Here is a 15,536-nt window from a genome sequence, read left to right as displayed (position 1 = left end):
ATTTCTCAGCCTTACTGGCGAACTTTCACGTACCAGCGCTTCAAGCTGTCGTAAGGTACTGCACCTGTGAGCATGCCATCATTTGCTACTAAGGTGGGGGTTGCTTCCACACCAAGCTCCAAGGCTCGGTCTATGTCAAGACGCAGCAAGTATTTAACCTGTTCGCCTCTTAAGTCAGCACTAAACTTTTCCACATCCAAGCTGAGTTCTCTGGCAATGTCGGTAAGAACATCAAAATCAGCAATGTTTCTGCACAGTGTGAGATGTGCTTCTTGAACTTTGTCGAAGTAGTTCCAGTGCATTGCTTGACCACCTTGAAGCTCAGCTGCTTTGCACGCCAATAGAGCTGGAGTGGAGTAGGGGTAATCAAAGTCCCTTTGCTCCATGAGTTCTGCGTTTATGCGGTGTTCATCATCATTCATATTGGCAGCTTTCCAATGCTGAAGTATGTCTCTTTTGCCTTTTTCTTTGCTGCCAAACATTTGGACAATATCGTTTGGCTCTGGGGCTAAGGGAAAGCCACGATGTATCACTTTAATGTCAGGAAATTCCTCTGTTAAGCGCCTTAAACGTGGAGAGAGGGCATAGCACCAGGCACAAAGTACATCATGGAAAAACTCTATCTCCATTCAGTTCATGCCTCCTTTAAAAGGCTTAGCAGCTTCATACTTTACCGCCTTTTATGTAAGTTTATACCAAGCCAGCTGCCTGATGCCACTGCCCTCTGATTTTGTCTTATCTTCTTAGTACGAGGGAGGTGCTGAAATCCTCAACAATTCGTGCAAGTTCATCCGTTAAATGACAAAACTCATTAGTTTCACATGCGTGTCGCACAGTTTCCATGAGCACATCACCAACTAAGATGCTGTCGATGTTGTCTGCGTCTTTGGTAAGCTTCTTAGCAAGTATGGGGTCTCTCAGTTCAATGCCCAGGCAAAGAGGTAAGTTTGTGATTTGTTTTACTTGCTTTGCAAAGTCATTAAGCTGATTAACGAATGCCGTTTCATTTTCTGCTGGCCCCATCATTAAGTAGACGAATCCACCGCCGCTGGCCACAATAGCCTTTATTCTCTCTTGGGGTGCAGGAACCACTATGGGCACCAGCGGTACGCCTATGGCATCCAGTTTTGATTTCAAGATACCACTTTCTTCAAGTGGCAGGTCGGGGACCACAACCGCATCTACGCTTGCTTCTTTGCATGCCTGCACAAACCTGTCTTCTCCATAGCCAAATATGGTAGTGTAGTAGGCTCTGAGTATGAGTGGTAGAGTAGTTTCTTCTCTGAGCTTGCTGAGAGCTCGAAAAAACTTCTCCATAGTAAAACCGTTTTCTATGGCTTTTTTTGAGAGTATTTGAACTACTGGAGCATCACCCACGGGATCTAAGAAAGGAATACCTATTTGCACCATGTTTGCCCCACCATCCTCTAAAGCTTTAACGATGGGGCCCAAGCTTTGTAAACTAGGATATCCTGCCGTGATATAGGCGATGAGCACTTTTCTTCTTTCCCGGTTTATTTCCTCGAAAGCCTTTTGTATTCTGGTGTTTTTGTTTTCCATTACATGGCCCTCCTTCGTTTTCCACCTAAATTTCTTCAATGCCTTTCATTTTTGCCACTTGCTGCACGTCTTTGTCTCCTCTGCCTGATAGGTTCACAATGATGATCTGATCTTTGCTCAGCTTTGGCGCCAGTTTTATAGCGTATGCCAAGGCATGCGAGCTTTCTAAGGCAGGAATGATGCCTTCTACACGTGATAGAAGTTCAAAGGCTGCCAATGCTTCTTCGTCGGTGGCACTTTCATACTTGGCTCTGCCGATGTCTTTTAAGTAGCTGTGTTCAGGTCCCACACCCGGATAATCCAGGCCTGCTGCCACTGAGTAAGGCTCTGTGATTTCACCATCAGGGCTTTGCAATAGATAGGTTTTCATGCCATGAATGATACCCACGGTTCCTCTGTTGAATGTGGCTGCGTGCTTGTTAGTGTCAAGACCTTTGCCTGCTGCCTCCACACCAATCAGCCTAACTTGGGTGTCCTGCACGAACGGATAGAAAATGCCAATAGCATTGCTACCTCCGCCCACGCAAGCCAGCACGTAGTCTGGAAGGCGCCCTTCTTTTTGAAGTATTTGTTCCCGAGCTTCTTCTCCAATAACCTTTTGAAATTCCCTGACCATGAGTGGGTAGGGGTGTGGTCCTACTGCTGAACCGATAAGGTAGAATGTGCTATCGATGTGTTCTACCCAATCCTTTATGGCCTCGTTCACAGCGTCTTTAAGGGTGGAACTCCCAGAGGTTACGCTTCTCACCTTTGCGCCAAGAAGTTCCATGCGAAAAACGTTCAACCGCTGTCTCTGCACGTCTTCTGCTCCCATGAAGATTTCACATTCCATGCCGAACAATGCTGCCACAGTAGCTGTGGCGACGCCGTGTTGCCCAGCACCAGTTTCCGCAATGATGCGTTTCTTTCCCATGCGTTTTGCTAAAAGAACTTGTCCCAATGCGTTGTTGATTTTGTGAGCGCCCGTGTGGTTCAGGTCTTCCCTCTTTAGGTAAATCTTGGCTCCACCTAACGTTCTGGTTAGATTTTCTGCATAGTAAAGTGGAGTGGGACGTCCATCATATTCACGTAAGTAATAGTGGTATTCTTCCAAGAACTGCTCATCATTTTTTGCTCTGTTGAATTCATTTTCCAGCTCAATGAGTGCCTGCATTACGGCCTCGGGCACGTATTGCCCTCCAAACTCACCGAATTTTGCCTTTTTATTTGTAATCATGGGTAAAAGACCTCCCTTTTATTGAAAGAATTAAGCCTAATTGGCTATGTGGTGTTCCACCGTGAGCATTTGCCATGCGCAGACATAGCTTCGTGTTAGTGGAACTGAAGGTTCTTGAAAAGCCGCTGTTATGGACCAAAGAACTAGCTTGTATGCGTAACTCGTTGAAAAGAACAGCGCTGAGGCATTTACCTGTTCTTGAGAATGCAAAGGTTTCTAAGTACGTTTCAAGCTTTCTATGAAAAGAGAAAATGCTTTGCTTTTTTAATGGGAAAAAAGTATTATGCGCTGCGCCAGCGCCAAAGGAGGTGAGAAGGGGATTGCCACTTTAGCGTGGCCTCTGAGGAAACAATGGGTTTCCGTGGGGTGAAAGTGCTTCTTGCAGCCGAGCAACGTTCTCTGACTGCTAGTACTGTAGACCGCATTAAGGTCACCTCCTAAAGGTTTATTAGAGCTAACTATAAAACAAAAAACCTTGAAGCATATTAAATGACATTTAAGCACGTGCACATTGACGTGTATGCCGGAATGAAAAGGCACGTATCTAAACCCGCCATGTTCGGAAGGTTTATGCAGTTCTAAAGGATATTAAGACTACAGACAACTGTTAAAATCGAATTTTCCTTCTCTGATAATTTGCAGCAAGATGTCAGCCACGGTTGCATCGTACTTTTCTCCTTTACCACTTTCCAGCTCATCTATAGTTTCTTGAATACTTTTTGCAGGCCTGTAGGGACGATAAGCAATCATTGCTTCAGCAGCATCGCAGGCACTAAGGATTCTCACTTCAAGGCTTAGCTCGTCACCGCTTAGACCGTCTGGATAACCTGATCCGTCGAGGCGTTCATGGTGATGAAGTGCCATTTCCGCTACTGGCCAAGGGAAATTTGCATCTTTTAGTATTTCATATCCTCTCTTTGCATGAGTACGAACCAGATTCCACTCTTCCTCCGTAAGTTGTCCAGGCTTGTTAAGAAGGCTTTCGGGGATTGATATCTTTCCGATATCATGGAGCAGTCCACCAATATACAGTCCTTTTAACCTGTTTTCATCCAACCCCATTTTTTTACCCACGAGTCGTGAGAGTTCAGCCACATTTCGCTGGTGAGTTGCAGTATAGGGGTCTCTGGAAACCATTGCACGTGAGACTGTTTCTGCTAAATCTACGAAAGAGCGTTCTAGTTGTTCTTCTGTTTTTTTCTTTTCGGTTATGTCCATCGCAATGATTTGCACAGTCATTTCTCCTACTTCTGGGGCTTCAATGGGAACGAAGATATTCTGGAACCATCTTCCTTGGCGCTGGTCTTCAAAGACTTGTATTCGAGCTTCATTGCAAGCTTTCCTGACCATTTTTAGGCGATAATTTGCAACATCTTGGGGCATCAGATCGTGCAAGGTTTTACCGATAACTTCCTTCTCAGAGGAAAAACCTAAGCTTCTGATCATGGCCATGTTGGCTATCAAAAATCTTCCTTCTGAATCAACTTGAGCGATTACGTTTGGCGAACTCTGAAAAAGGAGGCGGTACCCTTCTTCCGATTCTTTTAGTCTTTCTTGTGCTTGTCTTCGTTCGCGGCGCGTATCGGCATCTCTAAGTTCTCTTTGAACAACAGGTCCAAGCTTTGCTAAGCTATCCTTCATGACGAAATCGTGCGCACCTGCTTTCATAAGTTCCACGGCGGTCTGTTCGCCGATTGCACCTGACACAATGATAAAAGGTATGTCGAGTCCAGTTTCTTTAAGAATGTTCAACGCTTCAGCTGTAGTAAAATGTGGCATGACGTAGTCCGAAAGAATAATATCCCATTCCTCGTTGGATAAAGCATTTCTCATCTCTTCGGGGGTATCAACCTTTCTGAAAGAAACATCATATCCAGCACGCCTGAGCTCACGTACTATTAGCAGTACATCATCTTCCCAGTCTTCCACAAACAATACGCGAAGTCGTATAGACATTTATTCATTCTCCTTCATGGGTGACTCATTTAAGAATAGCCAGTATGAACCTAACTGGCGTATGGCGTTAGAAAATTCTGTGAAATCCACTGTTTTACAAACGTAACTATTTGCCCCAAGTTCATAACTGCGGATCAAGTCTTTTTCCTCGTTAGAGGAAGTCAGAATAACCACAGGAAGTAGCTTTGTGCGTTCATCTGAGCGTATACGCTCAAGCACTTCAAAACCATTTATCCTTGGCAACTTTAGGTCAAGGAAAACAACTGTGGGCATGACATTTATATTGCGTCCAGCGTAAGCACCAGTTCCAAATAAGAAATTCAACGCTTCAACGCCATCATGAGCCACTACTACTTCAACTGTGGTGTCGCTCCTGGAAAGTGCTCTTAGAATTAGCTCAACGTCATCAGGGCTGTCCTCTACGAGCAGAACAAATTTTCTATGCATAAACGCCTCCCTCATTCTCGAAGGGTGAAGTAAAAGGTTGCACCTTTTTCAACTTCACCCTCCGCCCAGACTGTGCCACCATGACGATGCACGATTCTTTGCACTGTTGCAAGGCCGATACCAGTTCCTTCGAATTCATCTTGCTCATGTAAGCGCTGGAAGGGGACAAATAGCTTGTCAACGTAAGCCATATCGAAGCCTGCACCATTGTCTCTAACAAAATAAACTGTCTTGCCGTCATGTTCTTTTACACCAAACTCTATAATGGCACTCTTGTGTTTCGAAGTAAATTTCCATGCGTTCCTCAAGAGATTCTCCAAAACTATCCTTAGTAGATGAGAATCTCCATATGCCTTGACGTTTGGTTCAATAATGAACTCTACATCCCTTTCGGGTTGGCTTTGCTTAAGTTCAGCTGCAATGTCTTCAGCCATAGCTGTTAAGTTAAGCTCTTCGAAGTGCATATCAGCTCTACTTATGCGGGACAAGGTCAAAAGGTCATTAATCAGCTGAGACATGCGCTGAGTTGCGGCGCGAATACGTTTCAAATAATCTCTGCCCTGATCGTCTAACTTATCTGCATAGTCTTCCAGTAGCATTTGACTGAAGCCATCTATGCTTCTCAGAGGTGCACGAAGATCATGGGATACTGAGTAACTAAAAGCTTCTAGCTCCCTGTTGGCTTCTTCTAATTCTTTGCGTGCTTTTGTATCTGTTATGTCTGAAATTGTAAAGAGCGTAGCCACTCTGTCGTTGTATGTAATCAAACTGTTGCTTACGAGTGCATAAAAGAAGCTGCCGTCTTTCTTTAGCAATCTTGTTTCGTAGGTATTCGACTCAGGAGGCTGCGGGTCTGTGCCGTTTACGCGTGCAAGAACTAAACTGCGTTCTTCAGGGTGCAGCAAGTCAGCAATAGGTAAACCTATCAATTCTTCCAGAGTGTAACCAAACATTGTAGCCATTCTTTGGTTAGCAAAGACGATTCTGTTATCCTGGTGTATGCCAATACCTACCAGTGCATGATCAACAAGAGTTCTGTATTTTTCTTCGGAGGCTCTCAATTCTTGCTCCATTTGTTTTCGCTTACTTATGTCCAAAGCTGTTAACACAATTCCCGCCACTTCTTCTTCTCGATCCCTTACTACTGAGGCCGAGACAAGTACCGGAACTTGTTTTCCGCTCTTCGTTAGAAACGTGGTTTCGTTGCTGTAAACTCCACCTGATTCCACTATGGCAGTGATTTCTATATCACTTACTATGCTTACGATATCTTTTCCTTTTAGCTCTTCTCCTTTGTATCCTAATAGGTCATGAACTTTCCTATTGGCAAGGACAATTCTGCTGTCCAGCCCGACTAGCATTAGTGAGTCGGCTACCGTAGACAATATGTCTTCAGCAGCTGTGGCTAAAGTCAAACCCATAAAACCATACCTTTTTATGGCATAAACCAACCCAACTGCCCAAAGAAGAATGAAAACATCTGCTAAGGGAGGTATAGCACCAATTCCTAACATAGGAAGTGCGACGTCTGTCATCGTGCCCAAAACAAGTGAAGCAAGTGCTGAAACATAGAATATTCTTGCCTGTTTCTTTTCACGCGCACTCTTAGTTTTGCGTTCAAAATCCAAAGCAAAATACATACAGCCAACGACAAATAGGATGTAATACATGGAAAAGCCAATAGATACAGGTGAAATTGCCCAAACATTGGACCACCCATATGGCTGTCTTACAAGATCAACGATTAGATTGCCTTTCCATTGCTGGTATGTGAAAAATGCAGCCAAGAACAAGCACATAGCAATAAAGCTCCGGCTCTTGAGCAGTTTATCATGGTTTGAAAAAGCTGCGTAAAACCAGAAAGCGAATACAGGAAAACTGCACCAACCTATTGAAGATACGTTTGTCCATAATTTGGCTGTATGTAGCGAAGTAGCACTATGTAGAAAGGTAGACGAAAAGCTCCAAACAGCAAATGATGCTATAGTCAAGGCACATAGCTTGTTTAGTAGTTCCTTCTGGTTCAAATTCAATACAAACCACATCAGGAAAACATAAACCAAAAAAGCTGAAAAACTCGCCAGCGCAGTTATCAGTTGTAGGGTATTCATTTGGTATTTCTAGCCTTTCTATTTATCTCATTTCTTCTTACCTTATGGGCTAGAGTCCTGATATTATTCCTTTTGGAAAGTTGGCATCTCTTTGCACTATTCATAAATAAATATTACACCATATTTGAGATCCATGTAGTGTTTTTAGTTATTATAGAAAAAGTCCTTCTTCCTTTTCTCAACAATTGTAAGAGTTTAGATCTTCCTTGGTCGATAAACCGTTTTTGGTATGTTTTAACGTATCCTGTCCGCATTTGACTACTGTACGCGTCATCGTGAGTGTTAGGAGCTAGCACATGAAAGCTTAATAGCCTAAGAGAACTTAACCTAAACAGTGGAAAGCTGCAGCTGAAAAACAAACCATACCTCTCCATATGCATTGCTTCTTTCACGCATCCGCATCAAAGTAAAGAAGGCGGAGCAAGGATTATTCGGAGAAACATCCAGACCCCGCCTTCTTGTTTTTTTGTTGCCTTACTACTCTTCTATTACTCCCAAGATTTTTAGTGCTTCTTGAAGTTTCTCCTTTAATTTTTCTTTGTTAAAGAAATCATCTACTCCTACTACAGTTTTTCCGTAGTTTTTCACTTGATCTGCGTAGAAGGTTTGCACCACCACAATATCGTAGTTTGACCCAACTAAGCTTCCAATGTCAGAGTGCTCAACTGTGGCTGGTACGTTAAGCTCCTTGAGCACATCTTCAACGTTCATTTTCAGGATCAAGCTGCTTCCCATACCAACGCCGCATGCTGCCACCACTTTTAGCTTATTTGCCATTCATTGCACCTCCGCTATTTGTTTACATCAGTGACTTTATCAGACTGCTTATGCCAACAATGATCCATGTGATTATATACCAGTCGGGATCTGCCAGTACTGCAAGTTCAGGAGCCGTATTGCTAAGCATGGGCCAAGTGATAGCTTGCCCGAAAGCCAAGAACAAACCGTTAACAGCACCACCAAGTACAGCTCCTTTCCAGCCACCAGTAGCGTTGCCAAATATGGCAGCACCTGCACCTGGGAAAAACAGCATGATCATGGATGGCACAATTGTGGCGTAGCCCGTTACACCAAAGATAACCATGAGAATGAGGAACACAATTGTGGAACTTATGAATCCGACGAGTACTGCTGTAGGCGCATAGGGGAATACTACGGGAACATCCAAAGCAGGTCTTGCACCTGGAATGAGTTTTTGAGAAATACCTCTGAATGCAGGAACGATTTCACCCAAGAAGAGCCTTACGCCATAGAGTAGAATGGTTATTCCCGCTGCGAACCGTAAGCCCTGCAGGATTGCCCATACCACAAAGTTTAGGTTACCTGCAAGTTCAACTACAACGGCTCTATCTGCAAAGAACACCGCTATTAGTAGAATAATGCCGATTATGAATGCAGTTCCAACTGTGATATCGTTCATGAAAGACAAACGCTGTGGTATTTTGATGTTTTCAGTACTCTCTTCGGGTTTGCCTATGTATCCACCTAATGATGCTGCCAAATAAGCAACACTGGAGGAGGTGTGGCCATATCCGACGTCATCAGATTTGGTCACCTTTTTCATGTATTTATGAATTATGCGAGGCTGCAAAGTCCAGTAAAGAGCAATCAATATGGCACCAACAACAATGAGCCAACCCTGATTCATCGTTGGGAACACTTCTAAGAAACTTGCTGTGATTACTAAGGAAATCCACCACATCAAGTGACCGGTCAAATACACAAAACCCGTGTTAAACAACCTTACTAGGATTAGATGTATGAGAAAGCCCAAAGCCATTATGGATACTGCTATGCTGCCAAAATTCGCGGTAAAGTTGTCTAAAGTATTGGCCGCAACAGGCGCTGTTATGCCGAAAGCGGAAGAAACAATGGTCTGGAAAGAAGACAAGCCAGCGGTGAAGAGGTCGGTACCTGCGAGCATGATCAAAATGCCAACGACGGCCTTTATAGTACCTGATATGACCTCTTCTACAGGTTTTATTTGGAGAATAAGACCGATCATGGCTACAATGCCGATTAAAATGGGCACCTGGTTAAAAATGTTGTTCACCAGAAAATTGATAAACGCCGCCATAACTTTTCACCCCTTTTTATGAGAATTGGAAAACCTTTATCAGCTGGGTTACTTCGCTCACCTCCTTTGCGTTTCTTATCGTAGTTACAGCTTCATCGCTGCCAAGTAGCTGAGCAAGCTCTGCAAGCATCTGTATGTGAGAGGTGTTATCGGTGGCACAGAATGAAACTACAATGTCCACCGGATCGTTCTCTTTGTTACCGAACTCCACTGGGGTTGCCAAGGTTACCAAACTTAAACCAGGCTTGATAACTCCGGCCTCGGGCCTTGCATGTGGCATGGCAATGCCAGGTGCTATGACGCTGTAAGGTCCAAGTTGTTTTACTGTTTCTACCATAGCCTCTATATAACTTGGTTTGGCAAAGCCTGCATTTACCAACAGCTCTCCGCCCATGCGCACTGCTTCTTGCCAATCCTTAGCCTGAGCTTTAAGACGAATCGCTTTTTCAGTTAGAATGTTTTCCAGCATTGTATACCTCCCAATGAAAGTTTGCCTATTTGAATTTTAGCAGTGAAACTATTAATACACTCGTACAAACAAAGTAGGCCTGCAAAGATGGGCAAGCCCCTTAAGAGTTTTTGTTATGTACATCTACTAACTACTTTGAGAAGACAAAGCGCGTTTTGCTCTTATCTCGGAACCATCGGCAAACGTAAGCAAGAATAGTGCTACGCTTAACAAAATGAAAGCGATAACATTGGCAGCTAAGGCTTTAATGGTGGAATCAAAATACAAGGAAACACTTAACATTGTATAAGGCCTCAAGAGCTTCAAGAGGTTTACATCCCACAGTATTCTTACAAGTGGTTTTAGATATAGCGCCAGTTCTACCCCATAAATTAGTATGCCTGTTGCTAAAGGCACAATCACATCATCGCTTCTTGAAGAAATAAGCACTACTGCGGATGCAACGGCAATTAAGCCAAGTACAACCATGGCAAAGCAAAATAGGTAAAACATCCCATTGCTCATGCTTATATCTAAGTTTGCTGTTTCAAAAGCTTTGCTGCCTAGGTCGAGAGGTGTTTTACTTGCCAAAGATATAGCGGCAGTTACCAAAAAACCTGCTGCTGTAATGAGAATTGTGTAAAATGTGGTGGCTTCGATTTTTGCTTTTTTCCTAAACGTTTTGCCATAAAAGCAGGTATCTGCGAGTTCTTCCATACCGTTCTTCTTGTCACCAGCAAAAATCGGCGCTGCATTGAGAAGAACAGCTATAAAGAGAAATGTAGGCAAGTAAAGATTTATCATTGTAGTAAACAGGTTTCCATCAAGTACTTGTAGCCACGTTTGTCTAAAGTTTAACGAAAAATAGACGCCGCAGGTAAAAAGCACGTAAACAGTAAGCACAATCAATGTCCAATGGCTGTTTAGTAGTATTTTTAGTTCAGCCATCATAAGGTGTTGGTAGGTTCCGCCTTTAGCGCTCATGCAATTATCTCCTTCCTGTTGTAGAAAACATAAGTGAGCAAAATAGCTACAGCGAATATAACTGCTTGAGTAATCAACGTAAGTCTTATAGTGGGAATGGCACTGTTCCCAACAATAAATACTTTTCCGTTTCCCAAAACGTCTGTAAGTGACATAAGAGAGAATGTGCTAACGTCAGCGAATATGGTCCTCATGGAACTAATATATTGACCTTCAACATTTAGAGAATAAAGGGCACCAATGGCAAAATAGATGCTTGAAAGGAAAAAGCTAACCAAATTACTTCTGCAGAAGGAGGATATGCACAATGTTACCGCCGTCAAGACGATGGCTCCCAGTAGAGATCCTGCAAGCTGGCAAAAATAGAACTGCAAAGCCCACATGGTATTAGGCATCCTGTAAAAGGATGTAAGGCTGTTTATGGGGGTGTTTTTGAAGGGAAGGCCGTAAACGTGCATATAAAGAAGCGCTGCTAGAGCTTGGAATATGATTACAACTATTGCGGCAAATAAGCAACTTGCCAGTAGCTTGCTCCAAAATAATTCGCTTCTGCCATTTTTGGTCGTAAGTAATATGCCATGCATTTTACTGGTGTATTCGCCCGTGTAAACACCAGCTACGCCAAGTATCACCACAAAGGCTATCAGTAATGGAAGCATAGAGTTGTTAATATCTATCCAGTCATCCCAGCGTGTAAGATTCGGCTCCATCTTAGGCATGTTTGTGTACTGCTGAAGCAAATACCTGTTGAGCGGTGTATCTGGTTCGTTCTTTAGTTCTTGTATCCTTTTATTCAAGGTAACGTTTCGCTCAACTAAGCTTTCAATGCGCAGTGCTGCTTCATCCTTCAACTGTTTTTCCACATCATAACCTTTGTAGATTTTCCCTTGGTATTGTTCAATAGTTTGTGCTATTCTGGGCGAAATAAGCGGCTGTAGCTCGTCAAAAGTAACGTTAAATTCATTTTTTATAACATACGCTTGTACTTGCGGATCATAAGCTGCATCCATTATTTCCTGAAACACCGGCTGCAACGCTCTTTTGCTGTACACTACAGAGAAATTGTCGGCAATGTTTAAAATAAGGTACGCATAGAAAAGAGCGAGGAGTAGAGTCAGTACCCACACATACCTTTTTGAAATAATTTTCTTGAATTCCACACCAACAAGGCTCATTCTTGCTGGCCTCCAAACACGTATATAAACACATCTTCCAAGGAAGGTTCTACTGCAGTTGCATTTTGAAGAGGTTTCGAATCACTTACGATACGAATTTCAAAATGGTCATCTCTTTGCAGCACGTTGCCAATGGGAAACTGCCTTTTAAGTTCATTAAGCTCTCGATGTGTAACAGTAGCAAGCCATACCTTTCCTTCAACCATGTGACGGAGGTTTTCCGTGGTATCACAGTTTACGACTTTGCCTTCCTTTAGTAGAATGACTTGGCCTGCTATGGACTGCACATCAGAGACGATGTGCGTAGAAAGTATGACGATGCGTTCTTCGGAAAGCTCAGAAAGAATGTTCTTAAAACGTATTCGTTCGTTTGGATCTAAGCCAGCTGTGGGTTCGTCCAGAATAAGAATTTTGGGGTCATTTAGAAGCGCCTGGGCAATGCCGATACGCCTTATCATGCCTCCGGAAAACTGACCAAGTTTCTTATTTTTCACATCTGCTAAACCCACTAAATCGAGAAGTTCATCTATTCTGCGGTTTGCGTACTTTGGGTCCAGCCCTTTGAGTGCCCCAAGGTACTGCAAAAAGCGCTTTGCCGTGAAATCTCTGTAGTAACCGACCTCCTGGGGCATGTAACCGAGAATGTCTCGGTATTTGGCTCCTAGTTCACCTATGGTTACGCCATCTAGGGTGACTTTACCTGAAGAAGGTGGCAAAACGCCCACCATCATGCGCATAAGCGTGGTCTTCCCGGCTCCATTAGGGCCCAGCAAACCGTATACACCGCGTTCAAAGTTTAAGCTCACATGGTCTACGGCACATCTATTTCCAAAGTTTTTTGTTAGGTTTTGTGTTCTAAGTCGCATTAACATGTACCTCCTAAATCCAATGTTGTCAATTGGTGGCTAAAGGCATGTAGCGAAAAAATAAACAGCATAGTACTTACCCCAAGTATGATGAGCAACGGGAAAAGTCTTATATTGAGTAGCATCATAGCCAGTTCGTGCCTATTTTCGAAGAGCATGGCAGATGCGATAATCCACCCTGCAAGTATGCCCATTACTGGTAAGGACTGACCGAATTTTGTTGCGACCAATAGAGCCAAAAAACCGATGAAGAACATCATAGTGGAGCCCGTGAGGAACATTCTTAAAGGAGTGATCAAGTTTTGCGATGTAAAAGTGGTGACTAAGGCTAATAATGCTACATTCAACACTGTACCGATCATGATCTTTACTACGTAAAGTTGATTTGCATTGTATTTGCAAGCTTTTTCCAGCTCTACTACGGCCGGTGTTCTAGTGGTCATAACTTCTAGTAAGCTTAAAAGCAACGGAACGGGTGCCCCAGCAACAAAAATACCTACTGCAGAAAGCGAGGATTTAGCGCTACTTATAGAGAGTACGGTTATTGCCATAAACGCAGCGCACGCAGCCCAGAAGACAATGGATGTTGTGGTAAGCTGCAAAATAGCGATATCCCATAGATTAATCCGTTTTCTTTCTACAGGTAGATAATCAGCAGCTATTTGTACCACAGATTCGATCTGCTGCTCTGGGATTTGCGGTATATTCACACTTTTAAAGAGCTGCTCGATATGCTTATCTTCGTTACTGCTCTTCTCCATCTGTCTCTTCCCCCTTTAGCAGTATGGAAAGCTTGTTAAGTCCGTACCGTATTCGCGCTTTAACTGTGGGCTCTTTAACTTTGAGCATCTCTGCAATTTCCCTACTAGTAAAACCGTAGTAGTACTTAAGTACGATGCAATCTCTTTGATCGGTAGGAATCCTAGACAGCGCATTTAACAGCTCTGCGCTGTCTGTTACGTTTTCCAAGCTTGAAGTAATGTCATTTTCGCTCTCTTCTTCGAACTCGTATTCCTCATGCCTGCTTTCATATTTCCAGTGATTCCTTAGATGGTTCGCGGCAATGGTAAAGAGCCACGAACGGAACTTACCACGATTCTCATAAGTTTCTATGGAAGCCACCATCTTCACAAAAACCTCCTGCGTTAAGTCCATTGATATTTCGCGGTTTTGCGTGTGGTAGTAGAAGTAAGCGAAAATATTTTGGTAATAAGCTTTTATGAGAGTGTCCAGCGCGCGTCTGTCACCGTGCTTAATCCTATCTATGAGCTTTATTTCGTCCACCATAACACCACTTTAGCCGCATCTAACCTATAAAACAACTCAGAAGGGCAAAAAGATATAAAGCTGGAAAAGATGCTTTGCTTGTGTGTGGTGGCGGCAAAATTGTTGAACTTCTTTAGCTCGTGAGAAAAGAAGATAAAGTCTTGAGCCCCAAAAACGTCAGGAACTCTGCTTTTTGACTGCCGAACGTTTGGCATTTAGAACATGAGCTTAAATTATACCTTTCAGCTGTAATTGGACTTTTCAGGTAGCACATGCGTTTTCAGTTTCTCAACACATACGCGTATACAGATTCTAGTAGAACGTGCCACAATGTGTGGCATGTGCGGGAAATGCCTTTGTGATGCAGTTATTTCAAGAGATAATGCTTAACCGTTCATGGCTTCATACATTTCGGCATTTAGTATGGCACAGCCAGCAGCACCCCGTATGGTGTTGTGAACCAAGGCAAGGAATCTTAGGGAGCGATCAGAGTACTGCACAAGCTGCCCCATGCTCACCGTCATGCCGCCACCCAGATTACGATGCAGTCGAGGTTGGGGAGCATCGCTTTGAGGTAAGTAAATTAACGGCTTTTCCGGTGCTGATGGCAGGTTAAAGCCCTTTAGGGGCTGGAAGTTATTGATGGCGTCAATGAGGGCTGTAATACTGACCTTTTCTTTTGTTTTTACAGACACTGACAGCAGGTGGCCATCTACCACGGGCACGCGGTTGCACTGAGCGTAAACCTTGAAAGGCGCAAAGTCGATGGCCCCTTCATGTTCATTGTAATTGCCCAGTATTTTTAGCGGTTCACTGGTTAGCTTCTGTTCTTCACCGTTTATGTGGGGGATTACGTTGTCCACAATATCCAAAGATGATACGCCGGGATAACCTGCACCGGACAATGCTTGCATGGTTACCACGTTAACTTCTTCCAAGCCGAATAGATCAGCAACAGGTTTTAGTGCCATGACAAGGCCCACGGTGGAGCAATTTGGATTCGTAATGATGACGCCGGGTGTGGTTTGATAACGAGTCAGTGAAAGGTGCTGCCAGTTTACCTCGGGTACTACCAATGGCACGTTTGCATCCATGCGGTGACAGGCTGCATTGGAAAACACGGTATAGCCTGCGTTCACAAACATATCTTCTATGGGGCCCGCCACACTTGACGGTAGAGCGGAGAAAACATAATCGCAATGGAAAGTGGGCCTGCACTCTTCAATTAGCATGTCTGAAATGGAATCCGGCATGGCAGTATTTAGTCTCCACGTAACAGCCTCTTTATACGTTTTCCCAGCGGAATTTTGAGAAGCTGCAAGTGTACTTATCTGGAAATAGGGATGATTTTCCAAAAGCTGAATAAAGCGTTGTCCCACTAAGCCCGTTGCCCCTAAAATGGCCACTTTTCGTTTCTTCATGTGGTTTTT

At 43.6% G+C, this 15,536-nt stretch carries 15 protein-coding genes; all 15 read right to left on the bottom strand.

The features are described from left to right. Window positions 1-11: 11 nt before the first annotated feature. The 15 genes from COPRO5265_RS00155 to asd all read right to left on the bottom strand — a co-directional run bounded on the left by COPRO5265_RS00155 (window position 12) and on the right by asd (window position 15,527). Window positions 12-629: a DsbA family oxidoreductase gene (locus COPRO5265_RS00155; protein WP_012543619.1), complete on the bottom strand. Its 618-nt coding sequence runs from the start codon at window positions 627-629 to the stop codon at window positions 12-14. A 106-nt stretch (window positions 630-735) separates the two neighbouring features. Further along, window positions 736-1,560: a tryptophan synthase subunit alpha gene (gene trpA, locus COPRO5265_RS00150; protein WP_012544257.1), complete on the bottom strand. Its 825-nt coding sequence runs from the start codon at window positions 1,558-1,560 to the stop codon at window positions 736-738. Window positions 1,561-1,585: 25 nt separating this feature from the next. Beyond that, window positions 1,586-2,776 (bottom strand): tryptophan synthase subunit beta, encoded by a 1,191-nt coding sequence (gene trpB / locus COPRO5265_RS00145; RefSeq protein ID WP_012544618.1) that lies wholly within the window; start codon window positions 2,774-2,776, stop codon window positions 1,586-1,588. 594 nt (window positions 2,777-3,370) lie between these two features. Further along, window positions 3,371-4,732 carry an HD domain-containing phosphohydrolase gene (locus tag COPRO5265_RS07315; RefSeq protein WP_012543926.1) on the bottom strand — a complete coding sequence of 454 codons (1,362 nt, stop codon included), beginning with the start codon at window positions 4,730-4,732 and terminating at the stop codon, window positions 3,371-3,373. After that, window positions 4,733-5,179, bottom strand: coding sequence for a response regulator (locus COPRO5265_RS00135; RefSeq protein ID WP_012544750.1), 447 nt, complete (start codon window positions 5,177-5,179; stop codon window positions 4,733-4,735). An 11-nt stretch (window positions 5,180-5,190) separates the two neighbouring features. Then, window positions 5,191-7,290 (bottom strand): PAS domain S-box protein, encoded by a 2,100-nt coding sequence (locus tag COPRO5265_RS00130; protein ID WP_012543795.1) that lies wholly within the window; start codon window positions 7,288-7,290, stop codon window positions 5,191-5,193. 477 nt (window positions 7,291-7,767) lie between these two features. Further along, window positions 7,768-8,067, bottom strand: coding sequence for a PTS sugar transporter subunit IIB (locus COPRO5265_RS00125; protein WP_012544686.1), 300 nt, complete (start codon window positions 8,065-8,067; stop codon window positions 7,768-7,770). Between the two features lie 22 nt (window positions 8,068-8,089). Further along, on the bottom strand, window positions 8,090-9,367 hold the full coding sequence (locus COPRO5265_RS00120) for a PTS ascorbate transporter subunit IIC (RefSeq protein WP_012544835.1): 1,278 nt from the start codon (window positions 9,365-9,367) through the stop codon (window positions 8,090-8,092). Between the two features lie 16 nt (window positions 9,368-9,383). Then, window positions 9,384-9,836, bottom strand: a complete 453-nt coding sequence (locus COPRO5265_RS00115; RefSeq protein ID WP_012544005.1) for a PTS sugar transporter subunit IIA — start codon at window positions 9,834-9,836, stop codon at window positions 9,384-9,386. Window positions 9,837-9,962: 126 nt separating this feature from the next. Next, entirely contained in the window at window positions 9,963-10,799 is an 837-nt protein-coding gene (locus COPRO5265_RS00110) for a hypothetical protein (RefSeq protein WP_012543519.1), read from the bottom strand. Then, complete coding sequence (locus COPRO5265_RS00105) at window positions 10,796-11,974, bottom strand: ABC transporter permease (protein ID WP_012544228.1); 1,179 nt, start codon at window positions 11,972-11,974, stop codon at window positions 10,796-10,798. Before COPRO5265_RS00105 ends, COPRO5265_RS00110 begins: the two co-directional genes overlap by 4 nt. Further along, window positions 11,971-12,840 (bottom strand): ABC transporter ATP-binding protein, encoded by an 870-nt coding sequence (locus COPRO5265_RS00100; RefSeq protein ID WP_012543427.1) that lies wholly within the window; start codon window positions 12,838-12,840, stop codon window positions 11,971-11,973. Before COPRO5265_RS00100 ends, COPRO5265_RS00105 begins: the two co-directional genes overlap by 4 nt. Further along, entirely contained in the window at window positions 12,840-13,601 is a 762-nt protein-coding gene (locus COPRO5265_RS00095; protein ID WP_012543435.1) for a hypothetical protein, read from the bottom strand. The genes COPRO5265_RS00100 and COPRO5265_RS00095 overlap by 1 nt, the downstream gene beginning before the upstream one ends. Continuing rightward, window positions 13,585-14,127, bottom strand: a complete 543-nt coding sequence (locus COPRO5265_RS00090) for an RNA polymerase sigma factor (protein WP_236608217.1) — start codon at window positions 14,125-14,127, stop codon at window positions 13,585-13,587. Before COPRO5265_RS00090 ends, COPRO5265_RS00095 begins: the two co-directional genes overlap by 17 nt. Window positions 14,128-14,492: 365 nt before the next feature. Then, window positions 14,493-15,527 carry an aspartate-semialdehyde dehydrogenase gene (gene asd, locus COPRO5265_RS00085; protein ID WP_012543889.1) on the bottom strand — a complete coding sequence of 345 codons (1,035 nt, stop codon included), beginning with the start codon at window positions 15,525-15,527 and terminating at the stop codon, window positions 14,493-14,495. Between the last annotated feature and the right edge of the window lie 9 nt (window positions 15,528-15,536).

Origin of the sequence: Coprothermobacter proteolyticus DSM 5265 (genome assembly GCF_000020945.1) — a bacterium.
GTDB classification, from domain to species: Bacteria; Coprothermobacterota; Coprothermobacteria; order Coprothermobacterales; family Coprothermobacteraceae; genus Coprothermobacter; species Coprothermobacter proteolyticus.
The sequence above is the reverse complement of the archived record's forward strand: the minus strand, read 5'-3'. Positions and strand labels throughout refer to the sequence as shown.